General features: G+C 66.4%; 25 protein-coding genes. 17 read left to right on the forward strand and 8 right to left on the reverse strand.

Translation table 11 applies throughout. The annotated features are described in order from the left end of the window. Nucleotides 1–30: 30 nt before the first annotated feature. From ilvC to TK49_RS13900, 3 genes are all read right to left on the reverse strand, one after another. Nucleotides 31–1,047: a ketol-acid reductoisomerase gene (gene ilvC / locus TK49_RS13890; protein ID WP_045787224.1), complete on the reverse strand. Its 1,017-nt coding sequence runs from the start codon at nt 1,045–1,047 to the stop codon at nt 31–33. Nucleotides 1,048–1,122: 75 nt separating this feature from the next. Continuing rightward, nucleotides 1,123–1,614 (reverse strand): acetolactate synthase small subunit, encoded by a 492-nt coding sequence (gene ilvN, locus TK49_RS13895; RefSeq protein WP_004630835.1) that lies wholly within the window; start codon nt 1,612–1,614, stop codon nt 1,123–1,125. Then, nucleotides 1,614–3,371: an acetolactate synthase 3 catalytic subunit gene (locus tag TK49_RS13900; RefSeq protein WP_045787225.1), complete on the reverse strand. Its 1,758-nt coding sequence runs from the start codon at nt 3,369–3,371 to the stop codon at nt 1,614–1,616. Before TK49_RS13900 ends, ilvN begins: the two co-directional genes overlap by 1 nt. A gap of 359 nt (nt 3,372–3,730) precedes the next feature. Here TK49_RS13900 and TK49_RS13905 point away from each other — a divergent pair, with 359 nt between their 5' ends. The 11 genes from TK49_RS13905 to TK49_RS13955 all read left to right on the forward strand — a co-directional run bounded on the left by TK49_RS13905 (nt 3,731) and on the right by TK49_RS13955 (nt 12,068). Then, entirely contained in the window at nt 3,731–4,297 is a 567-nt protein-coding gene (locus TK49_RS13905) for an RNA polymerase sigma factor (RefSeq protein ID WP_045787226.1), read from the forward strand. After that, nucleotides 4,294–4,731, forward strand: a complete 438-nt coding sequence (locus TK49_RS13910; protein WP_045787227.1) for a DUF3619 family protein — start codon at nt 4,294–4,296, stop codon at nt 4,729–4,731. The genes TK49_RS13905 and TK49_RS13910 overlap by 4 nt, the downstream gene beginning before the upstream one ends. 11 nt (nt 4,732–4,742) lie before the next feature. Further along, nucleotides 4,743–5,594, forward strand: coding sequence for a DUF3106 domain-containing protein (locus tag TK49_RS13915; protein WP_045787228.1), 852 nt, complete (start codon nt 4,743–4,745; stop codon nt 5,592–5,594). 88 nt (nt 5,595–5,682) lie between these two features. Beyond that, on the forward strand, nt 5,683–6,207 hold the full coding sequence (locus TK49_RS13920; RefSeq protein ID WP_045787229.1) for an RDD family protein: 525 nt from the start codon (nt 5,683–5,685) through the stop codon (nt 6,205–6,207). A 27-nt stretch (nt 6,208–6,234) separates the two neighbouring features. Continuing rightward, a complete protein-coding gene (locus TK49_RS13925; RefSeq protein WP_045787230.1) occupies nt 6,235–7,251 on the forward strand; it encodes an esterase/lipase family protein in 1,017 nt (338 codons plus the stop codon). A gap of 244 nt (nt 7,252–7,495) precedes the next feature. Beyond that, entirely contained in the window at nt 7,496–8,446 is a 951-nt protein-coding gene (locus TK49_RS13930) for a UDP-2,3-diacylglucosamine diphosphatase (protein ID WP_045787231.1), read from the forward strand. A gap of 98 nt (nt 8,447–8,544) precedes the next feature. After that, nucleotides 8,545–9,588: a glycosyltransferase family 4 protein gene (locus TK49_RS13935; protein ID WP_180964254.1), complete on the forward strand. Its 1,044-nt coding sequence runs from the start codon at nt 8,545–8,547 to the stop codon at nt 9,586–9,588. 12 nt (nt 9,589–9,600) lie between these two features. Then, a complete protein-coding gene (locus tag TK49_RS13940) occupies nt 9,601–10,053 on the forward strand; it encodes a diacylglycerol kinase (protein ID WP_045787232.1) in 453 nt (150 codons plus the stop codon). Nucleotides 10,054–10,180: 127 nt separating this feature from the next. Continuing rightward, entirely contained in the window at nt 10,181–10,882 is a 702-nt protein-coding gene (locus TK49_RS13945; RefSeq protein ID WP_045787233.1) for a TetR/AcrR family transcriptional regulator, read from the forward strand. Next, nucleotides 10,879–11,463, forward strand: a complete 585-nt coding sequence (locus tag TK49_RS13950; RefSeq protein WP_045787234.1) for an LOG family protein — start codon at nt 10,879–10,881, stop codon at nt 11,461–11,463. Before TK49_RS13945 ends, TK49_RS13950 begins: the two co-directional genes overlap by 4 nt. Before the next feature lie 8 nt (nt 11,464–11,471). Further along, nucleotides 11,472–12,068, forward strand: coding sequence for a LysE family translocator (locus TK49_RS13955; RefSeq protein WP_045787235.1), 597 nt, complete (start codon nt 11,472–11,474; stop codon nt 12,066–12,068). A 6-nt stretch (nt 12,069–12,074) separates the two neighbouring features. On the opposite strand, the gene TK49_RS13960 is transcribed toward TK49_RS13955, so the two are convergent. Genes TK49_RS13960 through TK49_RS13975 form a run of 4 tightly spaced genes read right to left on the reverse strand, consistent with a single transcriptional unit; the run spans nt 12,075 to nt 16,808 of the window. Further along, a complete protein-coding gene (locus TK49_RS13960) occupies nt 12,075–12,653 on the reverse strand; it encodes a DUF924 family protein (RefSeq protein ID WP_045787236.1) in 579 nt (192 codons plus the stop codon). 36 nt (nt 12,654–12,689) lie between these two features. Further along, nucleotides 12,690–13,094, reverse strand: a complete 405-nt coding sequence (locus tag TK49_RS13965) for a group II truncated hemoglobin (protein ID WP_045787237.1) — start codon at nt 13,092–13,094, stop codon at nt 12,690–12,692. A 21-nt stretch (nt 13,095–13,115) separates the two neighbouring features. Then, on the reverse strand, nt 13,116–15,650 hold the full coding sequence (locus TK49_RS13970) for an ABC transporter permease (protein ID WP_045787238.1): 2,535 nt from the start codon (nt 15,648–15,650) through the stop codon (nt 13,116–13,118). A gap of 57 nt (nt 15,651–15,707) precedes the next feature. Continuing rightward, nucleotides 15,708–16,808, reverse strand: coding sequence for a substrate-binding domain-containing protein (locus tag TK49_RS13975; RefSeq protein ID WP_045787239.1), 1,101 nt, complete (start codon nt 16,806–16,808; stop codon nt 15,708–15,710). A gap of 157 nt (nt 16,809–16,965) precedes the next feature. Between TK49_RS13975 and TK49_RS13980 the strand changes: the two genes are divergently transcribed. Then, the gene (locus TK49_RS13980; protein ID WP_045787240.1) at nt 16,966–17,802 is read left to right on the forward strand and encodes an ABC transporter substrate-binding protein; all 837 of its coding nucleotides are present in this window, start codon (nt 16,966–16,968) and stop codon (nt 17,800–17,802) included. A gap of 34 nt (nt 17,803–17,836) precedes the next feature. Here TK49_RS13980 and TK49_RS13985 read toward each other — a convergent pair whose 3' ends face one another. Beyond that, the gene (locus tag TK49_RS13985) at nt 17,837–18,781 is read right to left on the reverse strand and encodes a LysR substrate-binding domain-containing protein (protein ID WP_045787241.1); all 945 of its coding nucleotides are present in this window, start codon (nt 18,779–18,781) and stop codon (nt 17,837–17,839) included. A 210-nt stretch (nt 18,782–18,991) separates the two neighbouring features. On the opposite strand from TK49_RS13985, the gene xdhA reads away from it, so the two are divergent. From xdhA to guaD, 5 genes are read left to right on the forward strand one after another with little or no spacing between them, the layout of a single operon-like run. Continuing rightward, on the forward strand, nt 18,992–20,515 hold the full coding sequence (gene xdhA, locus TK49_RS13990) for a xanthine dehydrogenase small subunit (protein ID WP_045787242.1): 1,524 nt from the start codon (nt 18,992–18,994) through the stop codon (nt 20,513–20,515). A 3-nt stretch (nt 20,516–20,518) separates the two neighbouring features. Continuing rightward, entirely contained in the window at nt 20,519–22,885 is a 2,367-nt protein-coding gene (gene xdhB, locus TK49_RS13995) for a xanthine dehydrogenase molybdopterin binding subunit (RefSeq protein WP_045787243.1), read from the forward strand. Nucleotides 22,886–22,904: 19 nt separating this feature from the next. Further along, nucleotides 22,905–23,933, forward strand: a complete 1,029-nt coding sequence (xdhC, locus tag TK49_RS14000; protein ID WP_045787244.1) for a xanthine dehydrogenase accessory protein XdhC — start codon at nt 22,905–22,907, stop codon at nt 23,931–23,933. 2 nt (nt 23,934–23,935) lie between these two features. Continuing rightward, the gene (locus tag TK49_RS14005) at nt 23,936–24,973 is read left to right on the forward strand and encodes an adenosine deaminase (protein ID WP_045787245.1); all 1,038 of its coding nucleotides are present in this window, start codon (nt 23,936–23,938) and stop codon (nt 24,971–24,973) included. Between the two features lie 18 nt (nt 24,974–24,991). Then, nucleotides 24,992–26,329, forward strand: coding sequence for a guanine deaminase (gene guaD, locus TK49_RS14010; protein WP_045787246.1), 1,338 nt, complete (start codon nt 24,992–24,994; stop codon nt 26,327–26,329). Nucleotides 26,330–26,404 lie beyond the last annotated feature (75 nt).

Below are 26,404 nucleotides of genomic sequence, written 5' to 3' on the forward strand. Positions count from 1 at the left end.
GGCTGGCTTTCTCGCACAAGATGCGTCCGATCAGTTCTTCGACTGGTCGACCAGCTTGTTCTTGGCGATCCACGGCATCATCGCACGCAGCTTGGCGCCAACTTGCTCGATCTGGTGCTCTTCGGTCAGGCGGCGGCGCGAGATCAGCGTCGGCTGGCCGGCCTTGTACTCCAGCAGGAAGCTCTTGGCGTATTCGCCGGTCTGGATGTCCTTCAGGCATTGCTTCATGGCCTTCTTGGTCTCTTCCGTCACCACGCGCGGGCCGGTGACGTACTCGCCGTATTCGGCGTTGTTCGAGATCGAGTAGTTCATGTTGGCGATGCCGCCTTCATAGATCAGGTCGACGATCAGCTTCAGCTCATGCAGGCACTCGAAGTAAGCCATTTCCGGAGCGTAACCGGCTTCGACCAGCGTCTCGAAACCAGCCTTGATCAGTTCGACGGTACCGCCGCACAGCACGGCTTGCTCGCCGAACAGGTCGGTTTCGGTTTCTTCGCGGAAGTTCGTCTCGATGATGCCGGCGCGGCCGCCGCCGTTGGCGGTGGCGTACGACAGGGCGATGTCACGCGCGGTGCCCGACTTGTCCTGGTGCACGGCGATCAGGTGCGGCACGCCGCCACCTTGCGTGTACGTACCGCGCACGGTGTGACCCGGCGCCTTCGGGGCGATCATGATGACGTCCAGGTCGGCACGCGGAATCACGGCACCATAGTGCACGTTGAAGCCGTGCGCGAATGCCAGTGCGGCGCCCTGCTTGATGTTGTTGTGCACTTCGTTCTTGTACACATCGGCGATCTGCTCGTCCGGCAGCAGGATCATGACAACGTCGGCTTCCTTCACCGCCTCGGCCACTTCCTTGACCTGCAGGCCGGCGTTGACGGCCTTGTTCCACGACGCGCCGTTCTTGCGCAGGCCGACCGTCACCTTCACGCCCGAGTCGTTCAGGTTCAGGGCGTGGGCGTGGCCTTGCGAGCCATAGCCAACGATGGTGACGTTCTTGCCCTTGATCAGGGAGAGGTCGGCGTCCTTGTCGTAAAACACTTTCATGTTGATGTCCTAATTTTCAGATACTTCGATATCGATGGGGTCCGGCCGCAGCTGCACGCTGGTGCACGCGCCGGTTCAAACCTTCAGAATGCGCTCGCCGCGGCCGATGCCCGAGCCGCCTGTGCGAACGGTCTCGAGAATGGCAGTGCGATCGATGGCATCGAGAAACGCGTCGAGCTTGCTGCCGTTGCCGGTCAGCTCAATCGTGTAGGTCTTCTCGGTCACGTCGATGATGCGGCCGCGGAAGATGTCCGCGGTGCGTTTCATCTCCTCGCGTTCCTTGCCGACGGCGCGCACCTTCACGAGCATCAGCTCGCGCTCGATGTGCGCACCTTCGGTCAGGTCGACGACCTTGACGACTTCCACCAGGCGGTTCAGGTGCTTGGTGATCTGCTCGATGATGTCGTCCGAACCGGTCGTGACGATGGTCATGCGCGACAGCGAGGCGTCTTCGGTCGGGGCGACCGTCAGCGTCTCGATGTTGTAGCCACGCGCCGAGAACAGGCCCACCACGCGCGACAGCGCGCCCGGTTCGTTTTCGAGCAGGACAGAAATGATGTGGCGCATTACAGATCCTCCGCGCCGAGCAGCATTTCAGAAATTCCCTTGCCCGCCTGGACCATCGGCCAGACGTTTTCAGTCGGGTCGGTCTGGAAGTCGAGGAACACGGTGCGATCCTTGAGTCGGAAAGCCTCGCGCAGTGCGGGCTCGACGTCAGACGTCTTCTCGATGCGCATGCCGACGTGGCCATACGATTCGGCCAGCTTCACGAAGTCGGGCAGCGCCTGCATGTAGGAATGCGAGTAGCGGTTGTCGTACTCGATTTCCTGCCACTGGCGGACCATGCCGAGGTAACCGTTGTTGAGCGAGCAGATCTTCACGGGCGTGTCGTACTGCAGGCAGGTCGACAGCTCCTGGATGCACATCTGGATCGAGCCCTCACCTGTAATGGTGACGACTTCCTTGTCCGGGAACGCCTTCTTGATACCCATCGCGTACGGCAGGCCGACACCCATCGTGCCCAGACCGCCGGAGTTGATCCAGCGGCGCGGCTCGTTGAACTTGTAGAACTGCGCGGCCCACATTTGATGCTGACCCACATCGGAGCAGATGAAAGCGTCGCCATTGGTCAGTTCCCAGATCTTCTCCACCACGTATTGCGGCTTGATGATCTCGGAGGTGCGGTCGTACTTCAGGCAGTCGACGCTGCGCCACTGTTCGATCTGCTCCCACCACTTGGCGAGCGCCGCCTTGTTCGGCTTGGCTTCGCCCGACTGGATCTGGGCGATCATCTCCTGCAGCACGTCCTTGACGTTGCCGACGATGGGGATGTCGACCTTCACCCGCTTGGAAATGGACGACGGATCGATGTCGATGTGGATGATTTTGCGCGGCTGCGACGAGAAGTGTGCCGGGCTACCGATCACGCGGTCGTCAAACCGCGCGCCGATGGCGATCAGCACGTCGCAGTTCTGCATGGCCATGTTGGCTTCGTACGTGCCGTGCATGCCCAGCATGCCCACGAACTGCTTGCTGGTGCCGGGGAATGCGCCCAGGCCCATCAGCGTGTTCGTGACGGGGTAGCCCGTGAGTGCGGCCAGCTGGCGCAGCTCTTCGCTGGCCTCGGCCAGCACCACGCCGCCGCCCGAATAGATGTACGGACGTTCGGCCTGCAGCAGCAGGCTTACTGCCTTGCGAATCTGCCCCGAGTGCCCCTTGTTGACGGGGTTGTACGAGCGCATCTCGATGGTCTTCGGGTACTCGTACTTGCACAGTTCGCGCGAGACATCCTTGGGGATGTCCACCACCACCGGGCCCGGGCGGCCGGTCGAGGCGATGTAGAACGCCTTCTTGATGGTCGAGGCGAGATTGCGCACGTCCTTGACCAGGAAGTTGTGCTTGACGATCGGGCGCGTGATGCCGACGGTGTCGCACTCCTGGAAGGCATCCTGGCCGATGGCGTGCGTCGGCACGTTACCGGTGATGATCACCATCGGGATCGAATCCAGGTAGGCGGTGGCGATGCCGGTCACGGCGTTCGTCACGCCGGGGCCGGACGTCACGAGGGCGACACCGACCTTGCCCGTGGCGCGCGCATAGCCGTCAGCCGCATGGACTGCCGCCTGTTCATGGCGCACCAGGATGTGTTCGATCTTGTTCTGCTTGTAGAACGCGTCGTAGATGTAGAGCACCGCGCCGCCGGGGTAACCCCAGACGAACTCGACGCCCTCTGCCGCGAGCGCATTGACGAGGATGTCAGCCCCCATCATGTCGGCAGATGAACCGCTATTGGCGTGGGAAAATTCCGCGCTTGGCATATTCATTTCAGTCCTTTGCAATTTTCGGCAAAAAATTGTTCGGATGCTCTCTACCGGGCTTGTGGCGCGGGTTTGAGCGGTTGCGCGTCTGCATGGATGGACCGCCTGATGGGCAGCCAGATGAGACAAACCACAGATATTGTGAACCGGGGATGATACTGGAATGCCGCATGGCGGTCCAGCAGCGCCAAGATTCGCCACGTCGGGCCGCCCGCCAGACACTCGGGGTGTCCGCCGACCCGCATTTTTGCTAGCATCGCAACATTTTTGACGGCCTTGGCCGTCGCTGCCACGCGGCGCTAGGATCACATATGACAGTGTGAATTTCGCCCCGGCTGCCCCACAGGATTCGCACTCGCCGTTGTATGGCCTCTGAACAGGAACTGTCGGCCTTCCTCCTAAGCGTCGAAAAACGCGCCTTCAAGCAGGCGGTCTTTGCGGTGCGCGACGACGATGCCGCGCTCGACATCGTGCAGGACGCCATGATCAAGCTGGCCGAGAAATACGGCGACAAGCCCGGAGCCGAGCTTCCGCTGCTGTTCCAGCGCATCCTGCAGAACACGATCCATGACTGGTTCCGTCGCAGCAAGGTGCGCAACACCTGGGTGAGCCTGTTCTCGAGCTTTCGCTCCGATGCCGAGGGCGACGACACCGACCCGCTCGAACTCATCGAAAGCGAAGCCGGCTCCACAGCGGCGGAGTCCAGCGCCGACAAGGTGGAACGTGCGCAGGTGCTCGAGATCCTGGAGCGCGAAATCGAGAAGCTCCCCACACGTCAACGGGAAGCCTTTCTGATGCGTTACTGGGAAGACATGGATGTTGCCGAGACGGCCCTGGCAATGGGCTGTTCCGAGGGCAGCGTAAAGACGCACTGCTCGCGGGCAACACACGCCCTGGCCCAGGCGCTGCGGGCGCGAGGTATCCGACTATGAACAAGGCAGAACTCCGAGAACGCCGTTTTGTGCACGCCGTCCGCACCGCTCTGAACGAGTCGGCCGGGCAGTTGCCGCCCGATGTGCGCGACCGCCTCGCAGCGGCGCGCCGCACGGCGCTTGCGCACAAGAAAGCGGAAGCCCCGCGGACGGTCCATGCGCCCGCCCTGGCGCTGCCCGGTGGTGGTTCGGCGTCGTTCGAGATGGAAAGCGGCGCCTCGCCGCTGCAACGCGCCGCAGCGTTCCTGCGCCGGTTCGGCCTGCTGTGGCCGACCATCGCGCTGGTTGCGGGCCTCGCTGGAATCTACCAGTGGCAGCAACAGCAGCGCGTGGACGAGCTCGCCGAGGTCGACACCGCCATGCTGCTCGACGACCTGCCGCTGGCGGCCTACGCCGACCAAGGTTTCCACCAGTACCTGAAGCACGATCAGTGACAGGCTGATCGATGAGCAACGTCTTCCACACCCACGGCCAACCACCGCGCGGCGATCGGATCCGGTGTCTGCGCAACAGCGTGGCCCTGCTGCTTGGTACCGCAGGACTGACGGCAGGGCTCGCGATCGCACAGGGCACCAGCGCTTCGGCGCCGGTGCCTGCTGCATCGGGGGTCATCGTCAACGCCCCGGTCGACCTGCCGACGCCGCCTGCAACCAATCCGCGGCCCTCCGTCCACCCGAACTGGTCGGAACTGACCATCGTGCAGCAGCGCATCCTGGCGCCGCTGGCACCGGAGTGGAACGACATGCCGGAGCTTGCGCGCAAGAAGTGGCTGCAGATCGCGCAGGCGTATCCGAGATACACGCCGGCCCAGCAGCAGCGCCTGCAAACCCGCATGGCCGACTGGGTCAAGCTCACGCCCGAGCAGCGCCACCGTGCGCGTGAGAACTTCCAGACCACCAAGTCCGTGCCGCTGCAGAAGAAAAGCGAGGCCTGGCAGAGCTACCAGAAGCTGTCGGATGAGCAGAAGAAGGCCTTGGCGGCCGCCGCCAAGGCGCAGAAACATCCGTCTGCGGTCACGGCGCTGCCCGGCAATGCGAGCCTCGCCAAGGATGCTGCCAAGGCGGTCCATCATGGGCGCACGAAGCCTGGCACGACGCGCACGACGCCGCCTGGCAAGGTGACGGCTACAGCGTCCAGCCCCGCGGCCACGCCGGCTCCGAACGCTGCCTCGGCGCCCGCCGTTGCGGCACCCGCACCGGTAAGCACGCCCCCCGCCCCTGCGCAGCCCGCCGCGCCGTCCACCACGACGGGGGGCGAATCGGGGAGTCCGCCCCCGTCCACGGTGCTCGGCGGCTGAGCCGGCACACCCTTTGGCATAATCCGAACAGCGCCGCGCAAGCCTTGCCGGCGGATGTTGGATTGCGCTTGCCGCGCTCACCCGTTCGATGGCCACTCCCGCTTCCCCTGCTTCCTCGGCTGCGGCGCACGATGCGCTCGCAGCGCCCACCCTGCGCCGCCGTCTAGCGGGCATGCTCTATGAAGGCCTGCTGCTGTTCGGCGTGATGTTCGGAGCGACCGCCGTGTTCCTGCTTCTGCGGGCCATCGTGCCGCCGCTGGCGCGCACCGGCGATGTGGGCCTGCAGGTCTGGGGCTTCCTGGCGATGGGCGTCTACTTCGTCGGGTTCTGGTGCAAGCGCGGCCGGACCCTGGCGATGCAGACATGGCGCATGCGCGTGGTCAATGCCGACGGTTCGCGCATTTCGTTCGGCCGTGCCGTTGCGCGCTACGTGCTGGCGTGGATGTGGGTAGCCGCGGCAGTCGGCATCATCCACCTGAGCGGGGCATCCCGCTGGACGGGCGCGGCCGTGGCAGCGGTCTGTCTGCTCGCCTGGGGCGCGCTGGCGTGGCTCGATCCGCAACGGCAGTTCCTGCACGATCGCCTGGCCGGCACGCGGCTGGTGCGCGACTGACCCCACCCTGCAGGCGGCCGGTTCAACATGACGCGCGCCGACCTGCCCGCCTCCACGGTTCCCCTTTCCTTCCTGACGGCGGCCACGGCACGCCGCGTTGCCGTCGCGCTGCAGTGCGCTGCGACGGTCGCCGTGACATGGGGCCTGCATCACTGGGGCGGATGGCGCTGGCCCATGGCCGCGCTGCTCGCCGGCATCGTGCTGGTGATGGCCTATCTGCTGTCGGTCGGCTGGGCGTTTCTCGTCTCGTCGACGAACCTGGGCGTGGCAATACCGGACGACCCGACGTGGGACCGCATGCCCGTGCCCAGCACGCAACGCATCGGCCTCCTCGGCTTCGTCGGCTGCTGGCTCCGCGAATGTGTATCCGTGGCGTGGATGTTCAACGTGCTGCAGCCGTTTCGCGCACATGCTGCGTTCGATGCGCCGGCGCGTGACGGCAGGCGCGTGCCTGTACTGATGATCCACGGCTATGGCTGCAACCGCGCGGTGTGGCTGCCCATGCAGAAGCACCTGGCCGCTGCCGGCCACCCGACCGAGGCCATCGACCTCATGCCGCTGCTGGGCGACATCGACGACTACGCCAGCGACATATCCGCTGCCGTTGCGCGCCTGACGCACGCCCACGGCCGCGCGCCCGTCCTGCTCTGCCACAGCATGGGCGGCCTCGCGGCACGCGCTGCGCTTCGGCAGTGCGAGGCCGACTTCATCGCGCACGTCATCACACTCGGCACACCGCACCGTGGTACGGCGATGGCGCGCACGGGCCGCGGCCACAACGTGCGCCAGATGGCGTGGGCCAGCCCGTGGCTGCGGCGCCTGGCAGCGTCTGAAACGGCCGCCGCGCGCGCGCGCATCACGTCGATCTTCTCGTGGCACGACTCCATTGTCGGGCCGGCCGGCGCATCGTGGCTCGATGGCGCACGGCACATTGCGTTCTCCGGCATTGGCCATGTGTCGCTGCTATGCGACGCGCGCATACGCCAGGCGGTGCTGGCAGAGCTGGCGCGCATTGAAGCGAGCCTCCCGGCCCCTGCGGCCTGAAACGCGCCACCGGCACGACTCTCGGGCCAACGCCGCCTTGTCTTGCGGCGACCCCGTCATGTGACGGTCATGTTTTTGACATGGCTTGTTCACGCAGCGGTGGCGAAATCGGTCCAACGCAGCCTCCGTTGCCGACATGGTCTCGCCCAATCTGCCATCGCGCCCTGGTTTTCTCCGCCGCCTCGCGCAACGCTTTCGCGCTGCCCTCCTCACCGGTTCCGACTGGAACGCTCCACCGCCCCTGATGCAATTGGCCGCGGGCCTGTCCGCCGCCGGTGCGCTCGGCTCGGCCGCGCCGGCCGGTCGGGGTGACGTGCGAGATCACGAGACGCCAGCCAGCACACCGACCCAGGCGCTCACGCCCGGCCAATCGGCGGACAAGGACACCGACCCGCCTGCCGAGAACGTGCACCGCTACCGCACGATCTGGCTCTCGGACATCCACCTCGGCACGCCGGGCTGCCAGGCCGCCTACCTGCTCGACTTTCTCAAGCACAACGAGTCCGACACGCTCTACCTGGTGGGCGACATCGTCGACGGCTGGCAGCTGCGCAAGGGCTGGTACTGGCCGCAGGCCCACAACGACGTCGTGCAGAAAGTGCTGCGCCGCGCGCGCAAGGGCACACGCGTCGTGTTCATCCCGGGCAACCACGACGAGATGGCGCGCCAGTTCCACGGCCTGAACTTCGGCGACATCGAAGTCGCGGAAGACGCCGTGCATGTGACGGCCACGGGCAAGCGCCTGTGGGTCGTGCACGGCGACCTGTTCGACGGCGTCATGCAGCACGCGCGCTGGCTCGCCTACGTGGGCGACTCGCTCTACACCTTCATCCTGGCCATGAACCGTCACTTCAACCGCATCCGCGTGCGGCTGGGGTTTCCGTATTGGTCGCTGTCGCAATACCTCAAGCACCAGGTCAAGAACGCGGTGAACTTCATCAACTCGTTCGAGCGGGTGATGACCGACGAGGCCCGCCGACGCGGCTGCGACGGGGTGGTCTGCGGACACATCCACAAGGCCGAGATCCGCGAGATCGACGGCCAGCTGTATTGCAACGACGGCGACTGGGTCGAGAGCCTCTCCGCCCTGGTCGAAACGATGGAAGGCGAACTGCAGATCGTCTACTGGACGCATCTGCTCGATGCACCGCGCACGTCCCGCCGCGCACGCCGTGCCGCGGCGGCCACCGCCTGATGGAACCCCACATGACCCAAACCGGCATCGATCTCGTTCAGCCCGCCCTCGCCATTCATCCGACATCCGCCACACCGCAAGGAGAGCCCGTGAAAATCATGATCGTCACCGATGCCTGGGAACCGCAGGTCAACGGCGTCGTCCGCACCCTCACCCAGACGCGCCGCGAACTCGAAGCCATGGGCCACATCGTCGACATGATCACGCCGCTTGAATTCAAGACGGTGCCGTGCCCGACGTATCCGGAGATCCGCCTGTCGATCCTGCCCTCCAAGCGCGTGCGGGAGCGCATCGAAACATTCGCGCCACAGGCGCTGCACATCGCCACCGAGGGGCCGCTGGGGCTGGCCGCGCGCGCCTATGCGCTGCGCCACAAGCTGCCGTACACGACGGCGTATCACACGCGCTTCCCGGAGTACGTGCAGGCGCGCTTCGGCATTCCGCTGGCGTGGACGTACCGCTTCCTGCGCTGGTTCCACAGCCCCGCCCAGGCGGTGATGGCGCCGACGCCCGTGGTGCTGAAAGACCTCGCCGACTACGGCATCACCAATGGCGTGCTGTGGACGCGCGGTGTGGATCTGGACATCTTCACGGCGCAGCGTGGCAACGTCCTGAACACCGCTCATCCGATCTTCCTGTACGTCGGCCGCGTGGCCGTCGAGAAGAATGTCGAGGCCTTCCTCGAGCTCGACCTTCCCGGCTCCAAATGGGTCGTCGGCGAAGGCCCCGCACTGCCCGGGCTGAAGGCGAAATACCCGAACGCCAATTACCTCGGCGTGCTCAAGCAGCCGGAACTCGCCAAGGTGTATGCGTCAGCCGACGTGTTCGTCTTTCCGAGCCGCACCGATACGTTTGGCCTGGTGCTGCTCGAAGCGCTGGCCAGCGGGCTGCCGGTCGCGGCGTATCCGGTGACGGGTCCGATCGACGTGCTGGGCGATTCCCCGGCCGGCGCCCTGCGCGAAGACCTGCGTGAGGCCTGCCTGGAAGCGCTGCGCATCGACCGCGCCACGGCGCGCGCGCATGCCGAGAAGTTCTCATGGCGCGCGGCGTCGGAGCAATTCCTTGCGCATCTGCGGCCCATGCCGGCCTCCGCATCGGGCGATGCCAAGACCGCTCAACCGTCCACAGCCGCGGGTGCCTGAGTCTTGCGTTCCATGAAGCCGACCTCCCCGCCGGAACGGCCGCCGGCGCCTTCTGCGGCGGATGCGTATTCGCCCGCCGACAACCCGCACAAGGGCAATCGCGGCATCACGCGCGCGTGGTTTGCGCTCAAGAATTCCATCAGCGGCATCCGCTTCGCCATTGACGAGGAAAGCGCGTTCCGCCAGGAGCTGACGCTGTGCGCGATCCTGCTGCCGTGTGCGTTCGTCATCCCGGCCACGGTGGTGGAGCGCATCATGATGATCGGCACTCTGGTACTGGTGCTCATCGTCGAGCTGCTCAATTCGAGCGTGGAGGCGGCAGTCGATCGCATCTCGCTCGAGCAGCATGGCCTGTCCAAGCGTGCGAAGGATTTCGGCAGCGCGGCCGTCATGCTGGCCCTGCTGCTGTGCGTGGGCACGTGGGCGGCCATCGCCTGGCCGTGGATCGCGTCGCTGCTGCGCTGAAAAGCGGCACGACAACGTTTGGCGGCGCCGCGCCCGCTGCGGGTGGGGCGTCGTTGCCGCAGCACGATCTCTTATAATCCGGGCACCTACATGCCACGGAGACAGGGCCACCGGCCTTGGCAGTTCAATGGAAACCAAGCAGCACTCCACCGGCCCCCGCCGCACGCGCGATCGCATCCTCGAGGTGTCGCTGCGCCTGTTCAACGAACTGGGCGAGCCCAACGTCACGACCACGACGATCGCCGAAGAGCTCGAGATCAGCCCGGGCAACCTGTACTACCACTTCCGCAACAAGGACGACATCATCAACTCGATCTTCGTGCAGTTCGAGCAGGAGATGAGCCGTCGCCTGAAGCTGCCCGACGACCACAAGGCCACGCTCGACGAGACGTGGGGCTACCTGCAGTACATGTCGGAGTTCCTGTGGAACTACCGCTTCCTGTACCGCGACATCAACGACCTGCTTGCGCGCAACCGCATGCTGGAGCTGAACTTCAAGCGCATCGTCGAGCAGAAGCGCCACTTCGCGATGGACATCTGCCATCAGTTCATCGAAGACGGCGAGATGGAAGCCACGCCCGAGCAGGTCGACGTCATGTGCACCAACATCGTCGTGGTGGCGACCTACTGGCTGTCGTTCCAGTTCGTGCAGCACCCGCGCCAGTACAACGACCCGAACGCCATCCGCGACCACCTGCACGGTGCGAGCTACCACATCCTTTCCATCCTCGCGCCCTACCTGCGCGGCAAGCCGCGGCGTGCCTTCGATCTGCTGGCGGTCAGCCGCAGCAACGATCCGCCGCTCGACACCAGCCACCCTGCACAATGAAATCGATCTGCGTCTATTGCGGTTCCAGCCCGGGCGAGCGCCCGGAATACAAGGCCAACGCCATCGCGTTGGGCAACGAAATGGCCGAGCGTGGCCTCACGCTGGTCTACGGCGGCGGCAACGTCGGCCTGATGGGTATCGTGGCCGATGCGGTCCTGCAGGGCGGCGCCCCCGTCATCGGCATCATCCCGAAATCGCTGGTGCGCAAGGAGGTTGGCCACAAGGATCTGACCGAGCTGCACATCGTTGACAGCATGCACCAGCGCAAGCAGATGATGGCCGACCGCGCCGACGCGTTCATCGCCATGCCCGGCGGCGTGGGCACATACGAAGAGCTGTTCGAAACCTTCACGTGGCTGCAGCTCGGCTACCACAACAAGCCGATCGGCCTGCTCAACGTGGCGGGCTTCTACGACAAGCTGCTCGCGTTCATCGACCACGCCGTGCACGAGGGTTTCCTCAAGCGCCATCACGCCAACCTGCTCCACGTGAGCACCGATCCTGCCGAACTGATCGACATGCTCGCCCGCGCGCCGCGCGAAACCGTCGACAAGTGGTCCGAGCGCCGCGAGCGCACGTAAGCCGCGACATGCCGGACACCTTGCTCAGGATGGCACTGTACGTGTCATTGGTCCTCATCGTGCCGGGGCCGACCAACACGCTGCTGTTGTCGTCGGGGCTCAAGGTCGGCGTGCGGCGGACCAGCCCGCTCATCGCCGCGGAAGCGCTTGGCTATGTGCTGGGCATCGCGCTTTGGGGCTTCTTCCTCAGCGCGGTGTCGGCCGACCGGCCGTGGCTGCCGATGGGCATCAAGCTCATCGCGTCGGCCTACATCGTCTACCTGGCCGCGAAGATATGGCGCCAGAGCAAGGCGCTGCAACATGTCACGGCCAGCCCCGTCAGCTTTCGCGACATGTTCTTCACCACGCTGATGAACCCGAAGGCCCTGCTGTTTGCCAGTACGCTGTTTCCGCTCGAGGCCTTCCGGTCGGCGCAGTATTTTGCGTGGACGATCGCGTCGTTCCTCGTCGTGCTGGTGCCGATCGCGGTCGGCTGGTCGTATCTCGGCGTGCTGTTGACGGCCCGCCGCAGCTGGGCGCCGCATACGCCCACGCTGCTGCGTGGTGCGTCGCTCGTGCTGCTGGCGTTCTCCGGCACGCTCATGTATTCCGTGCTGGCGCGCTGATCGCGCCTAGAACGAGGAGCCCGGCTGCGCCAGGAACGCCACCTCCTCGGGCGTCGACGTGCGCCCGAGTGCCGCATTCCGATGCGGAAACCGCCCGAAGCGCGCAATGATCTCGCGGTGCTTTTCCGCCCAGACGAGCGGGTCGGCATCGCCTTCCTCGTCGCGCAAGCGCGTGTAGAGCCGGATGGACTCGTCCTGCATGGCCAGCGATTCGCTGTGCTCGAACGGCAGGTAGCAGAACGTGCGGTGAAAGCGCGTCGGCAACTGCGCATCCCAGCCGGCAGCCACGACGATCTGCGCGGTATGCAGCGCTGCCGTGTCGCTCGCAAATGCGCGTGCGGTATTGCGGAACATGTTGCGCGGGAACTGGTCGAGCACCACGATGCGCGCAATGGCTTCCAGCGGCGTGTCCATCCACGTGTCGGCGCCTCCGCTCGAGAGGGCCTCCCACAGCGGCAGGAAGCGCGTGCGGATCTGGGCATCGTACGCGTCGGACTTCGCGAACCATTCCGGCCGCGGTGCGTGCAGCGGTGCGTTGCCGAACCAGAACGCAAGCACGTCGTCGGCAGTGGGCAAGCCGATCATGGAAAGTCTCCTCGAATCGTTCTTGTGATGGGCCGTTCAGCGCGGCACGTTGCGCATCCAGTCGGCGGTTTGCCAGAAGGCCTGCATCAGGCGCATCTGCAGCGCTTCGTCCAGACCGAGGTCCTGCATGGCCAGCGCCATGCAGCGCATCCACTGGTCACGCTCCTGCGTGCCGATCTCAAACGGCAGGTGCCGTGCACGCAGGCGCGGATGACCGAAGCGCTCGATGTAGTGGTTCGGCCCGCCAAGCCAGCCGCAGAGGAACCAGAAAAGCTTGTCGCGCGAGCCCTCGAGGCTTTGCGGATGCAGCGCGCGCAGCACCGCGAACTGGGGCTCGAGGTCCATCAGGTCGTAAAAGCGGTCGACGAGTTCGCGCACGCGCGCCTCGCCGCCGATGAGGTCAAAGGCCAGGGTTTCCTGGCCGGCAGTTGCATCTGTCATACAGCCATCACGTGAAGAGAGTCAGGCATCGCGCAAGGTGGCCATGGCAGGGCGGCGCAGCACGTCGCGCAGGCCGAGCCACCCGCCGGCAAAGGCACAGGCCATGCCGCCAAGGATGCCCACCGGCAAGATCGCCGGGTTGAAACGATACGGAAAATCGAACACATACGCCGACAGCACCCAGCCGATGGCGATGGCGCCCACGCCGGCCATCAAGCCCGCGAGGCCGCCGACGATCAGCACCTCGGCGTATTGCGTCTGGCGGACCACGCCGGAGCCCGCACCGAGCGCCCGCAGCACGCCGGCATCGCGCAGGCGCTCGTCGCGCGAGCCCGAGAGCGCGGCATAGAGCACCAGCACACCGGCCGCCAGCGTGAACACGAACAGGAACTCCACCGCCGCGGTCACCTGGTCCAGCACGCCCTGCACCTGGTTCAGGATCAGCTCGGTATCGACCACCGTCAGGTTCGGAAACTCGCGCACCAGCCTGGCCGGCAGATCGGCCTGGCCGGCGGGAATGCGGAACGCTGTCACGTACGTCTGCGGCATGTCGCGCAGCGCCACGGGCGGCAGGATCACGAAGAAGTTCACGCGCATCGAGCTCCAGTCGAGCTTGCGCAATGACGTGATGGGCGCGTCCACCGGCTGGCCGCCCACGTCGAAACGCAGCACGTCGCCCACGCGCAGGTTCAGCGTCTTGGCGATGCCCTCTTCCACCGACGCTTCCGGCTTCTGGCCGCTGAACCACTGCCCAGAGACGATACGGTTCTCGGGAGGCTGCTCGGTCGCGTAGGAGAGATTGAATTCGCGCTCGACCAGATTGCGCGCACGGGATTCAGCGTAGGTCTGGCCATTGATGGCCTGCCCGTTCACCTGCGTCAGGCGCCCGCGCACCATCGGATAGAGCCTTGGCGCCGCCACGCCGGCCTGCGCCAGCACCTGCGTGACCGGCTCGACCTGGTCCGGCTGGATGTTGATGATGAAGCGATTTGGCGCGTCGGCCGGCGTGGCGTTGTGCCACGAACGGATCAGGTCATTGCGCGTCATGGCGAGCAGCAGCAACGCCATCAGCCCCACCGCGAGGGCCACCGTCTGCAGCACGCTGACGCCACGACGGCGCTCCAGCACGGCCAGCGCAAAGCGCCAGCCCACGCCCAGCGCGCGCCCTCGGCCCAGCGATACGGCGAGCCCGCGCAGGCCCGCGGCGGCCAACAGCGCAAACACCAGAATCGCCCCCGCAAAGCCCGCCGCCGTCAGCGCCCCGAGCTTCACGTCGCGCGCAGAGACCACGAGCAGGGCAAAGAAAGCCGCCGCGCCCGGCGCATACCCGACCCATGCGGCGACTGCGCGCTCAGCCACATCGCGCCGCAACACGCGCAGCGGCGGCACCCGCACCAGGCCGAGCAACGGCGGCACGGCAAAACCGACCAGCAGCACGAGACCCGCTGCCAAACCCACCACAGCCGGCCATGCAGACGGCGCAGGCAGCGTGACCGTGACCAGATCGCCAAGCGACGCGAGCAGCAGCCAGTGCGCGCCATAGCCAAGCGCCACGCCGACCGCGGAGCCCAGCACGCCGATCAGCAGAAACTCCAGCGCGAACGTGCCCAGAATCTGCCCCTGCTTCAGGCCCAGGCACTTGATGACCGCCACCGCATCGGTATGCCGCGCGGTATAGCGGCGCGCCGCCATGGTGATGGCCACCGCGGCGATCATGGCCGCCAGCAGCGCGACGAGCGAGAGGAAGCGTTCCGCGCGGTCCAGCGTTTCGCGCATCTGCGGCTGACCGTTCTGCAGCGATTCGACGCGCACGCCGCGCAGCCCGCGGGTCTTCAGCGCGTTTTCGGCCCACGTGCGGAACGCATTGGCCGCCGCATCCGGGCCTGCCACCAGCAGCCGGTACGTGACGCGGCTGCCATACGTAACCAGCCCCGTGGAAGGCAGATCGGCCATGGGCAGCATCACGCGCGGAGCAAAGTTCATGAAGCCGGCGCCGCGATCGAGCTCCTGCGTGATGACGTGAGCGACGCGGAACGAGCGTGTGCCGAGGCGGATGGCGTCGCCCACGCGAATGCCGAGCGCTTCGAGCAGCGGCGCATCGACCCACACCGTGCCGGCGGCCGGAATGCCGCGGATGGGCGCGCCGGCCGGGTCGCGCGCGTCGTCGCTGACCTTGAGCGTGCCGCGCAGCGGGTAGCCCGCATCGACGGCCTTGATGGCCGCCAGTTGCGATGCCGGCTCGCCGGAAGACGTGTTGGTGAGCGTGCTGGCCATGCTGGGGAAGGTGGCCGTATGGGCGACCTGCAGGCCGCCGGCGCGGGCATGCGCCTCGATGTCGGGCGGCAGCGGCTGATCGGACACCACGAGCACATCGGCGCCGATCAGCTGACGCGCATCGCGCTCCAGGCCGGCATGCATGCGATCGGCCAGGAAACTGACCGACGCCAGCGCAGCCACCGCCAGCACCAGGGCGATGAGCAGCAGGTTCAGCTCGCCGGCGCGCCAGTCGCGGCGCAGCATGCGCAAGGCTTGGGTCCAGACGGAAAAACGGAGCATGGGCAACACGGGAACGGGGGCGCGGCGTCGCGCAGACCCCGCCATGTTCGCATGACTTCAGTGGGCAGGCGTGCGCGCCTCGTCGACGTGCCACGGCAGCGCTTCGTCAGCCGTGAGCAACGCGACATGTTCGGTCGCGCGATAGCCGGCAAGATGACCGAGCCCTTCGCGGAAGGCCGGCTGGCCGATGCGCTCCATGAGTTCGCGCACCCACGGCGCCAGGGCGTCGTTGCGGCGCACCGCGAGGTAATACGTCTCGCGCGTCAGCGGCACGAAATGCAGCCCGTGCGCCTCGGCCCCCGGACGCAGCCCGAAGCCGACGTCCGCGCGGCCCTCCTGCACGGCCACGGCGATCTTGTCGCTGGAAAACTCCTGTTCGTCGTAGCCGTTGATCTGATCAGGGTACAACCCCGCCGCAACCAGCAGCTGATCGAACAGCAGACGCGTGCCGGAGCTGCGCTGGCGGTTGATGAAACGCGCCTGGGTGCGCGCCAGGTCGCTCAACGACTGTACCTTGCCGGCCCAGTCGGCCGACATCATCAGCCCCTGCTCCCGGTCGGCCAATGCGATCAGGCGCACGGCGGTGGGCCGCAGCCATTTGCGCAGGGTCTGATGCGCGATCGAGCCGGCGCCCTGCTGCGGCGCCACATAGAAGCCTGCCACCTCGCACTGCTTTTCCTGCAGGCAGATCAGCCCCTCGACGGCGCTGCAGAAGACGGTGTCCAGGTGCGCGCCGTTGCCATGCGCGGCCAGCGTCTGGGCAAGCACCTCGACGGCCGGATCGTGGCTGCCCGAAAAACGGATGCGCGCCTGCGACTGCGAGGCGTCGTCGAGCTCCGACAGGAACTGCCCCATGGCCTGCCGCAGCGCGGGGTCGAGCTGCTCGCGCAACCGCATCTCGGCGCGCAGCAGGCGCTCGCCAAACAGTGTGAGCGACGCGCCCCGGCCGCGCTCCATGTCGAGCAAGGTGCGCCCGAGCATCTCTTCCCACGATCGCATGACGCCCCAGGCGTGCCGGTACGACAACCCGACCTGCTTCGCGGCCCGATGCAGGGAGCCGGTTTCCCGCACGGCGCGCAGCAACTGGAACACCTTGCCGTTAGCGCGCGGATTATCGTCCGGCCCGATCACCGGAAAGACCTCAAACTGGAACGCCATTATGTTAATGATTTCCTATTTACTTCGACCGCGGCCCCAGAGAACAATGCCTCGGATTCTGGGGCGGGCGCATGGTGGCCGCCGGCCGTCCCCGAATTGCCGCAATCATGCAGCATTCGACATAAAGCGTCCACGTGTTCCACATGACCCTGACACCATGCCCGGATTCCTCAAAACCCTTCGGCTGCCTGCGATACTCTGCCTGACATTGGCTGCCGCCACGGCCGCATATGCTGGCGAGCTCCGCATGGCCACCACCACGAGCACGGAAAACTCGGGCCTGCTCAAAGTCCTACTCCCCAAGTTCGAGGCCGCCACGGGCGTCCATGTGCACGTGATTGCCGTTGGCACGGGCAAGGCAGTCAAGCTCGGAGAATCGGGCGACGTCGACGTGGTGCTGGTGCACGCCCGTCCGCTCGAGGATGCCTTTGTTGCGTCCGGCGGCGGCATCGACCGGCGCGACGTGATGTACAACGACTTCATCCTCGTCGGCCCGGCCGCCGACCCGGCCCGCGTGCGGGGTCAGAAGAACGTGATCCAGGGCATGGAGACCATCGCCAGGGCCAACGCGAAGTTCATCTCGCGCGCAGACAACTCCGGCACCGACGTCATGGAAAAGGCCTACTGGAAATCCGCCGACATCGACCCGAAGGGCAAGCCGTGGTACGTGAGCGCCGGCCTGGGAATGGGCGAGGTGCTGAACATGGCCGCCCAGATGAACGCCTACACGCTGTCGGACCGCGCCACCTACGGCGCCTACCGCGCCAAGACCGGCCTCGACATCGTGCTGGCCGGCGATCCGCGCATGTTCAACCCGTACGGCATCATTGCGGTCAACCCGGCGAAGCACGCGGGCATCAACTACACCGACGCCACGAAACTCATCGAATGGATCACCTCGCCGGCTGGCCAACAGGCCATTGCCGACTTCAAGGTGAACGGCGAGCAGGTGTTCTTCCCGAACTACGGAAAGGCGCTCGCCGGCGGCAAGTGACGCAGGCGCAAGCGGCGACTGACGGAACGGCGGCTCAGGCCGCCGTTTCCAATTGCGGATGCTGCGGCAGCTCCGCCGCGACCTCGCCGATCATGCGGCGCAGCCACATCACGTCGGGTGCGGCGTGGCTGCGCTCGTGCCACAGCTGGTAGAAACGCATCTTCGGGAACGCCACGGGCGTGGGCAGGATGCGGATCGGCAGGTACTGCGCGCAATGCGCGGCAAATTGCCGGCCGGTCGTGAACACCAGATCGGTGCGCATCAGGACATACGGCACCAGCCCGAAATACGGCAGCGACACCTGGATCTGCCGCTTCAAACCCTGCTCTGCAAGTGCCTGATCGATCATGCTGCGCTGCATCGCCGCATACGGAGCCGGGGCGAGATGCGGCATCTCGACATAGTGCTTGAGCGAGATGCCCTTGCGCGCCAGGGGGTGCTGTGCACCGAGCATGCAGACCACCTCGTCGTCGAACAGCGGTGAAATATGCAGATGCTCGGGCGGCGAGAGCCAGTTGCCGATCACCAGATCCATGCCGCCCTGCTCGAGCGCGGCGAGGTAATCCACACCGGCATTGAGCGGATGCACCACCAGCTTGGCCTGCGGTGCGTGCTTGCGCAGGCGCTCCACGATGTTGGGGAGGAAGAACGCGTCGAGGTAATCGGGCGCCCCCAGGTGGAACGTGCGCGTCGTGTTGCCCGGGTCGAACTCCTGCGACGGCCGGGCGATGCGCTCCATCGCCTCCAGGCTTTGCTGCGCCAGCGTGAGCAGCTCGTGGCCGCGCTCGGTGGGCACCATGCCGTTCTTGCCGCGCACGAGGATGGCGTCCCCGGTGATCTCGCGCAGCCGCTTGAGGGTATTGCTGATCGCCGGCTGCGACTGGCCAAGCTTGACGGCCGTACGGGTCACGCTCTGCTCGGTGAGCAGCGTGTACAGAACGCGCAGGAGGTACGTATCGAGGTGATCTTTGCCGTGCATGTGGACACCGGGCACGGGCGACGCCGTACCGCCAAAAACGGGCTGAGGGACGCTGTGAGTGTATGTCACTTGCACGCCGCGCCGCCAGACCACTACCGACGGGTATACCCCGGATTTTGGCTTTCCGATGCGGGTTATCACCTGGGCCAAATATTGCATTCCTGACCCGGTGCTATGGTTCCGTCATACACACAAACACGCGTAGACCCCATGGAGACTCAGCCCATCCGCTTCTTCCACCGCGGCCAGGTGCGCACCGTTTCAGACGCGCCGATCACCCGGACGGTGCTTCAATACCTGCGTGAAGACGCGCACTGCACAGGCACCAAGGAAGGGTGTGCCGAGGGCGATTGCGGTGCATGTACCGTCGTGCTCGGCGAGCTGCAGGCAGACGGCAGCGTCGGTCTGAAGGCTGTCAACGCCTGCATCCAGTTCCTGCCCACGCTCGATGGCAAGGCGCTGTTCACGGTGGAAGACGTGCGCAGCAAGGATGGCTCGCTGCACCCCGTGCAGCAGGCGATGGTCGAGTGCCACGGCTCGCAGTGCGGCTTCTGCACCCCGGGCTTCGTGATGTCGCTCTACGCGCTGTACGAGAACACCGGCAGCAACGCGCCGCCGTCCCGCCAGGCCATCTGCGATTCGCTCACGGGCAACCTGTGCCGCTGCACCGGCTACCGGCCGATCATCGACGCGGGCGAACGCATGTTCGAGCTGCCCGCGCCGGCCGGCATCGACCGCACTCAGCTGGCTGAAACGCTGCGCAACCTGCAGCGCAAGGACACCTTCGCCTACGCCCCCGCCGGTGTCGAGAACGCGCCGCGCTTCTACGCCCCACGCACCGTCTCGGCATTCGCCGCCATCAAGGCTGCGCACCCGGACATCCGCATCCTCGCCGGCAGCACCGACGTGGGCCTGTGGGTCACGAAGCAGTTCCGCGAGCTGGGCGACATCCTGTACATCGGGCAGGTGGCCGACCTGTACGCACTGGAAAAGCGCGACGGCTGGATCGAGGTCGGCGCCGCGGTGTCGCTGGAGGCGGCCTACGGCTTCCTCGCCCAGGACTACCCGGAGCTGACCGAACTGTGGAAGCGCTTCGCCTCGCTGCCGATCCGCAACGCCGGGACGCTGGGCGGCAACATCGCCAACGGCTCGCCGATCGGGGATTCGGCCCCAGCCCTCATCGCCCTTGGCACGCGGGTCGTGCTGCAGCGCGGGGAAGCCCGCCGCGAGCTGCCGCTCGAAGACCTGTACCTGGCTTACCAGAAGAACGCGATGGAAGACGGCGAGTTCGTGGCCGGCCTGCGCATTCCGGCACGCGAGGGCCGCGATGCGCTGCGCTTCCGCACGTACAAGCTGTCCAAGCGCTTTGACGAAGACATCTCGGCCGTGTGCGCGGCGCTCGCGATCGAGCTGGACGACCAGGATGGCGAAACCCGCGTCCGCAGCGCGCGCATCGCCTACGGCGGCATGGCCGCAACGTCCAAGCGTGCGACCGAAACCGAGAACGCCATCATCGGGCAGCCGTGGAACGAAGCGACCGTGCGGGCGGCCATGGCAGCCATGTCGCGCGACTACACGCCGCTGACCGACATGCGCGCCACGGACAACTACCGCCGCATCTCGGCGGCCAACACGGTGTACCGCTTCTGGCTGGAAACCCGCGCCGACGGGCCGCTCGCGCCCGAACAGATCAATGTGCGCGCGGTCGAACTGAACACCCTCACCGCTGCCTGAGACATGAACAAGCAAACCGAAGCTTTCCTGCTGGCGGAAGCCGACATCGCGGCGGCGATGCCCGACCAGCGCGGTGCCGTGGTCGGCATCTCGCGCCCGCATGAATCCGCGCACCTGCATGTGGCCGGCACCGCCACCTATACCGACGACATCCCCGAGCTGGCCGGCACGCTGCACGCGGCACTGGGCATGAGCACGCAGGCGCATGCGCGCATCGTCAACATGGACCTCGAGCGCGTGAAAGCGGCGCCGGGCGTGGTGGCGGTATTCACGTCGGCCGATATTCCGGGCACGAACGATTGCGGCCCGATCATCCACGACGATCCGATCCTGGCCACCGACACGGTGCACTTTGTCGGCCAGCCGATGTTCATCGTGGTGGCCACGTCGCACGATGCGGCGCGCCGCGCGGCACGCCTGGGCCAGATCGAGTACGAAGTGCTGCCCGCGCTCCTCACCCCCGAAGAAGCCCGCGCGGCCGGCAAATCCGTGCTGCCGCCGATGCACCTCAAGCGCGGCGAACCCGCTGCGCGCATCGCGGCTGCGCCCCACGCTGAAGCGGGCCACATGTCGCTGGGCGGCCAGGAGCAGTTCTATCTGGAAGGCCAGATCTCGTACGCGGTGCCGAAGGAAGACAACGGCATGCACGTGTGGTGCTCCACGCAGCATCCGACCGAGATGCAACACATGGTGTCGCACATGCTGGGCTGGCACGCCAACCAGGTGCAGGTCGAATGCCGCCGCATGGGAGGCGGCTTTGGCGGCAAGGAGTCGCAGTCGGGCCTGTTTGCCTGCTGCGCCGCGCTCGCGGCCTGGAAGCTCGCCTGCCCGGTGAAGCTGCGTCCGGACCGCGACGACGACATGATGATCACCGGCAAGCGGCACGACTTCCGTTTCGCCTACGAGGCCGGCTACGACGACGACGGCCGCATCCAGGGCGTGAAGGTCGACATGACCTCGCGCGCCGGGTTCTCGGCCGACCTGTCCGGCCCCGTGATGACGCGCGCCATCTGCCACTTCGACAACGCCTACTGGCTGCCGGAAGTGGAGATCGACGGCTTCTGTGCGCGCACCAACACGCAGTCGAACACCGCCTTCCGCGGTTTTGGCGGCCCGCAGGGCGCGTTTGCCATCGAGTACATCATGGACAACATCGCGCGCGCCCTCGGCAAGGACCCGCTCGACGTGCGGCGCGCCAACCTGTACGGCAAGAACACGAACAACGTCACGCCGTACGGCCAGACGGTGGAAGACAACGTCATCCACGAACTGCTCGACGAGCTCGAAGCGTCGTCGGAGTACCGGGCGCGCCGCGAGGCCGTCCGCGCATTCAACGCGACGAGCCCGGTGCTCAAGCGCGGCCTGGCGCTCACGCCCGTGAAGTTCGGCATCTCGTTCAACGTGAAGCACTTCAACCAGGCCGGCGCGCTCGTGCACGTGTACAACGATGGCTCGATCCTGGTGAACCACGGCGGCACGGAAATGGGCCAGGGCCTGAACACGAAGGTTGCGCAGGTGGTCGCGCACGAACTGGGCGTGGCGTTCACGCGCATTCGCGTCACGGCCACGGACACCAGCAAGGTGGCCAACACCTCGGCCACCGCCGCGTCCACGGGCAGCGACCTGAACGGCAAGGCCGCGCAGGATGCCGCCCGCCAGATCCGCGAGCGTCTCACCGCATTTGCCGCGCAGCACTACGACGTACCTGCCAGCAGCGTCGCGTTCGTGGCCGACCAGGTAGAGATCGGGCCACGCCGCGTGCCGTTCGACGAACTGATCCGCCTTGCCTACATCGCGCGCGTGCAGTTGTGGTCGGACGGCTTCTACGCCACGCCCAAGCTGCACTGGGACCAGGCCAGGCTGCAGGGCCGTCCGTTCTACTACTACGCCTATGGCGCAGCAGTGTCGGAAGTGGTGGTCGATACGCTGACCGGCGAATGGCGCCTGCTGCGCGCCGATGTGCTGCACGACGCCGGCCGCTCGATCAACCCGGCCATCGACATTGGCCAGGTGGAAGGCGCGTTCATCCAGGGCATGGGCTGGCTGACGACCGAAGAACTGTGGTGGAACAAGAACGGCAAGCTGATGACGCATGCGCCGTCCACCTACAAGATCCCGACCGTCAACGACTGCCCGCCGGATTTCCGCGTGCGCTTGTTCAACAACGCCAACGTGGAAGACAGCATCCACCGCTCCAAGGCGTTGGGCGAGCCCCCGCTGCTGCTGCCGTTCTCGGTATTCTTCGCCATTCGCGACGCGGTGGCCGCCGTGGGCGACGGCCGCACCAATCCGCCGCTGAACGCGCCGGCCACGTGCGAGGAAATCCTCAAGGCCATCGAGGCGATCCGCAGCACCCCGCTGACCGTCTGAGCCCGAGACCGAGGCCACCATGGACCACACACAACTGCGCCCCTTCCGCTTTGCCGACGTGCTGGCCACCGTGCAGGCGGGGCAGCCGTGCGTACTGGTCACGGTGACGGACGTGCAGGGCTCCGCCCCGCGTGAGGCGGGCACGCTCATGCTGGTGTGCGCGGACGGCTTCTTCGGCACCATCGGCGGCGGCCACCTCGAATGGCGCGCGATGGAGATCGCCCAGGCGATGATGGCGGCGCACGAAGCCAGCGGCGAAGCGCGCCGCCAGTTCGTGCGCATCCCGCTTGGGCCCGCGCTCGGCCAGTGTTGCGGCGGCGTGGTGCGCCTGTCGCTCGAACGGCTCGATGCGCGCGATGCGCAGTGGATCGCCCTGGCCGATGACGCCATGCGCCAGCGTCGCAGCCTGCGCCGTTCCGTATCGGCCGACCCGTCGGTGCCCGTCACGGCCGCCATTGGCGATGCCGCGGCGGCCGGCGTGCAGTTCGATGCGGTGGGCTTCACGCAGACCATCCTGCCGCCCGACATGTCGATCGTGCTGTGCGGCGCGGGCCATGTCGGCCACGCCATCGTGCGCGCGCTGGCCAACCTGCCCTGCCGCGTGACATGGGTGGACGAGCGCGACGCGATGTTCCCCGCCGATGTACCGCCGAACGTCGTCATCGAAGCCAGCGATACGCCGGAAGCCGTGATCGACCACGCGCCGGCCGGCAGCTACTTCCTGGTCATGACGCACAACCATGCGCTGGACCTCGCGCTGTGCGAACGCATCATGCGCCGCACGGACTTCGCCTACTTCGGTCTCATCGGCTCCAAGACCAAGCGCGCCCGCTTCGAGCACCGCATGGTCGAGCACGGCGTCGACCCCGCACGCCTGCCGGAAATGGTCTGCCCGATTGGGATTGCTGGCATCGCCGACAAGGCGCCGGATATCATTGCGGTCTCCGTCGTCGCGCAACTGCTGCAGGTGCGAGAGCTGCAACAGCACGCGCTCACCACTGCCAGCGGCGGCGCGATAGTCCCCTACCGCACTCCTACGCCAGTCTGATCATGCCGATCTCGCCAGCCCTTGCCGAACGCATCGCCACCAGCCCGAAGGCCGAACTGCACATCCACATCGAAGGCTCGCTCGAACCCGAACTGATGTTCGCGCTGGCCGAGCGCAACGGCGTCAAGCTGCCGTATGCCTCCGTCGAGGAAGTGCGCGCAGCGTATGCCTTCGACGACCTGCAATCGTTCCTCGACCTGTACTACGCGGGCGCAAGCGTGCTGCTCACCGAGCAGGATTTCTACGACATGACCGCCGCGTATGTGGCGCGTGCCGTGGCCGACAACGTCCGCCACGCCGAGATCTTCTTCGACCCGCAGACCCACACCGCGCGCAACGTGCCGATGCACGTGGTCATCGGCGGCATCGTCCGCGCGCTGGACGACGCCGAGCGCCAGCATGGTTTTTCCAGCCGGCTGATCCTCTGCTTCCTGCGCCACCTGAGCGAGGAAGACGCGTTCACTACGCTGGAAGCCGCCCTGCCGTACATCCAGGACCCGGCCAACCGCATCATCGGTGTGGGGCTCGATTCGTCGGAACGCGGCAACCCGCCCGAGAAGTTCGCGCGTGTCTTCGCACGCTGCAAGGAACTCGGCCTGCGCCTGGTCGCCCACGCCGGTGAGGAAGGCCCCGCACAGTACGTGACCGACGCGCTCGACATCCTGAAGGTGGAGCGCATCGACCATGGCGTGCGCGCCATCGACGACGCGGCACTGGTCAGGCGCCTCGCCGCCGAGCGCATCGCGCTGACGGTCTGCCCGCTGTCGAACGAAAAGCTGAAGGTCTACCCCGACCTGCGCGACCACTCGCTCAAGCAATTGCTGAACGCCGGCTGCGCAGTGACGCTGCACTCCGATGACCCGGCCTACTTCGGCGGCTACATGAACGCCAACTGGCTCGCCACCTTCGACGCCCTCGACCTGAGCGCTGCCGATGCCCACACGCTCGCGCGCAACAGCTTCGAGGCGTCCTTCCTGCCCGAGCAGGACAAAGCCCTGTGGCTGAACGCGGTGGACGTCCACTGGAACGCCACCCACTGAAACCCCACGAGACGACGAATGACCAAGATGCCTCCAAACTCAAACGCCACCGTTCACGCCTACCGCGGCCGCGTGCTGCATTTCCTGCACGATCCGCAGTATCGCGAGCGCGATGCCTATGAGTATTGGGAGGACGGCCTGCTGGTGGTTTCAGGCGGCAAGGTACTGCAGGCGGGCGGCTACGCCGCACTGCGCGAGGGCCTGCCCGCCGGCACGCAGCTGCACGACCACAGCGGCAAGCTGATCGTGCCGGGTTTCATCGACACGCACATCCACTTCCCGCAGACGGACATGATCGCGTCGCCGTCGCCGGGCCTGCTGCACTGGCTGGAGACGTACACCTTTCCCGAAGAGCGCCGCTTCGAGAGCGAGCAGTACGCCGCCGGCGTCGCCTCGTTCTTCCTCGACGAACTGCTGCGCAACGGCACGACGAGCGCGATGGTCTGGAGCACGGTGCATCGCGGCTCCGCCGAGACACTGTTCACGGCAGCCCGGCAGCGCGGCATGCGTCTGATCACCGGCAAGGTGATGATGGACCGCAACTGCCCGGAATACCTGCGCGACACAGCCGAGTCCGGTGCGCGCGACACGGCCGACCTGATCTCGCGCTGGCACGGCAAGGACCGCCTGGCCTATGCCATCACACCGCGCTTTGCGCCGACCTCCAGTGAAGCGCAGTTGCAGGCCTGCGCAGAACTGGCCAGGCAATACCCGGACGTCTTCATCCAGACGCACGTCGCCGAGAATCCCGACGAGGTCAAATGGGTGGCCGAGCTGTTCCCGAACGCACGCAGCTACCTGGATGTGTATGACCGCTACGGGCTGCTGCGCAAGGGTGCCTTCTATGGCCACGCCATCTGGCTGGACGACGGCGACCGCAAACGCCTCGCGGAATCGGGCGCCGCCGTCGCGCACTGCCCGACGTCGAACCTGTTCCTGGGCAGCGGCCTGTACGACTTCCACGCCAACGATGCACACCGCCTGGCGCTGACGCTGGCCACCGACGTGGGCGGCGGCAGCTCGTTCTCGATGCTGCGCACGATGGGCACGGCGCACAAGGTCGCACGCATGGGCGGCTATCACCTGACCGCGCTGCGCATGTTCTACCTTGCCACTCGCGGCGCCGCCGAAGCGCTGGGCTGGGAAGACCGCATCGGCAGCTTCGTGCCGGGCGCGGAAGCCGACTTCATCGTGCTGGACCCGGCCGCCACGCCGCTGCTGGCCCGCCGCAACGCGCGTTCTGAAACCCTCGAAGAGCTGCTGTTCTCGTTGGCGCTGCTGGGTGAGGACCGTGCTGTATCCGCCACTTACGTGCAGGGTGAACCCGCAACATTTACGGTTGGCGCCCACGCCTGATGCACTTATAATCGCGGCTTCCATTGGGGAGTAGCCACTCGAAGTCGTCACTTCGAGGGCCACGTCAACAGACTT

The organism is Ralstonia mannitolilytica, from assembly GCF_000954135.1.
In the GTDB taxonomy this organism is placed as follows: Bacteria; Pseudomonadota; Gammaproteobacteria; order Burkholderiales; family Burkholderiaceae; genus Ralstonia; species Ralstonia mannitolilytica.

What these genes read in the sequence shown, in the direction of transcription:
- TK49_RS13910 (WP_045787227.1), top strand. Translation starts at nt 4,294, where the DNA reads ATGAACAAGGCAGAACTCCGAGAACGCCGTTTTGTGCACGCCGTCCGC.
- TK49_RS13905 (WP_045787226.1), top strand. Translation starts at nt 3,731, where the DNA reads ATGGCCTCTGAACAGGAACTGTCGGCCTTCCTCCTAAGCGTCGAAAAA.
- xdhB (WP_045787243.1), top strand. Translation starts at nt 20,519, where the DNA reads ATGAACAAGCAAACCGAAGCTTTCCTGCTGGCGGAAGCCGACATCGCG.
- TK49_RS13980 (WP_045787240.1), top strand. Translation starts at nt 16,966, where the DNA reads ATGCCCGGATTCCTCAAAACCCTTCGGCTGCCTGCGATACTCTGCCTG.
- TK49_RS13965 (WP_045787237.1), bottom strand. Translation starts at nt 13,094, where the DNA reads ATGACAGATGCAACTGCCGGCCAGGAAACCCTGGCCTTTGACCTCATC.
- TK49_RS13940 (WP_045787232.1), top strand. Translation starts at nt 9,601, where the DNA reads ATGAAGCCGACCTCCCCGCCGGAACGGCCGCCGGCGCCTTCTGCGGCG.
- TK49_RS14005 (WP_045787245.1), top strand. Translation starts at nt 23,936, where the DNA reads ATGCCGATCTCGCCAGCCCTTGCCGAACGCATCGCCACCAGCCCGAAG.
- TK49_RS13925 (WP_045787230.1), top strand. Translation starts at nt 6,235, where the DNA reads ATGACGCGCGCCGACCTGCCCGCCTCCACGGTTCCCCTTTCCTTCCTG.
- TK49_RS13955 (WP_045787235.1), top strand. Translation starts at nt 11,472, where the DNA reads ATGCCGGACACCTTGCTCAGGATGGCACTGTACGTGTCATTGGTCCTC.
- TK49_RS13985 (WP_045787241.1), bottom strand. Translation starts at nt 18,781, where the DNA reads ATGCACGGCAAAGATCACCTCGATACGTACCTCCTGCGCGTTCTGTAC.
- TK49_RS13960 (WP_045787236.1), bottom strand. Translation starts at nt 12,653, where the DNA reads ATGATCGGCTTGCCCACTGCCGACGACGTGCTTGCGTTCTGGTTCGGC.
- guaD (WP_045787246.1), top strand. Translation starts at nt 24,992, where the DNA reads ATGACCAAGATGCCTCCAAACTCAAACGCCACCGTTCACGCCTACCGC.
- TK49_RS13970 (WP_045787238.1), bottom strand. Translation starts at nt 15,650, where the DNA reads ATGCTCCGTTTTTCCGTCTGGACCCAAGCCTTGCGCATGCTGCGCCGC.
- TK49_RS13930 (WP_045787231.1), top strand. Translation starts at nt 7,496, where the DNA reads ATGCAATTGGCCGCGGGCCTGTCCGCCGCCGGTGCGCTCGGCTCGGCC.
- TK49_RS13975 (WP_045787239.1), bottom strand. Translation starts at nt 16,808, where the DNA reads ATGGCGTTCCAGTTTGAGGTCTTTCCGGTGATCGGGCCGGACGATAAT.
- TK49_RS13900 (WP_045787225.1), bottom strand. Translation starts at nt 3,371, where the DNA reads ATGAATATGCCAAGCGCGGAATTTTCCCACGCCAATAGCGGTTCATCT.
- xdhA (WP_045787242.1), top strand. Translation starts at nt 18,992, where the DNA reads ATGGAGACTCAGCCCATCCGCTTCTTCCACCGCGGCCAGGTGCGCACC.
- TK49_RS13935 (WP_180964254.1), top strand. Translation starts at nt 8,545, where the DNA reads ATGATCGTCACCGATGCCTGGGAACCGCAGGTCAACGGCGTCGTCCGC.
- TK49_RS13915 (WP_045787228.1), top strand. Translation starts at nt 4,743, where the DNA reads ATGAGCAACGTCTTCCACACCCACGGCCAACCACCGCGCGGCGATCGG.
- ilvC (WP_045787224.1), bottom strand. Translation starts at nt 1,047, where the DNA reads ATGAAAGTGTTTTACGACAAGGACGCCGACCTCTCCCTGATCAAGGGC.
- TK49_RS13950 (WP_045787234.1), top strand. Translation starts at nt 10,879, where the DNA reads ATGAAATCGATCTGCGTCTATTGCGGTTCCAGCCCGGGCGAGCGCCCG.
- ilvN (WP_004630835.1), bottom strand. Translation starts at nt 1,614, where the DNA reads ATGCGCCACATCATTTCTGTCCTGCTCGAAAACGAACCGGGCGCGCTG.
- TK49_RS13945 (WP_045787233.1), top strand. Translation starts at nt 10,181, where the DNA reads ATGGAAACCAAGCAGCACTCCACCGGCCCCCGCCGCACGCGCGATCGC.
- xdhC (WP_045787244.1), top strand. Translation starts at nt 22,905, where the DNA reads ATGGACCACACACAACTGCGCCCCTTCCGCTTTGCCGACGTGCTGGCC.
- TK49_RS13920 (WP_045787229.1), top strand. Translation starts at nt 5,683, where the DNA reads ATGGCCACTCCCGCTTCCCCTGCTTCCTCGGCTGCGGCGCACGATGCG.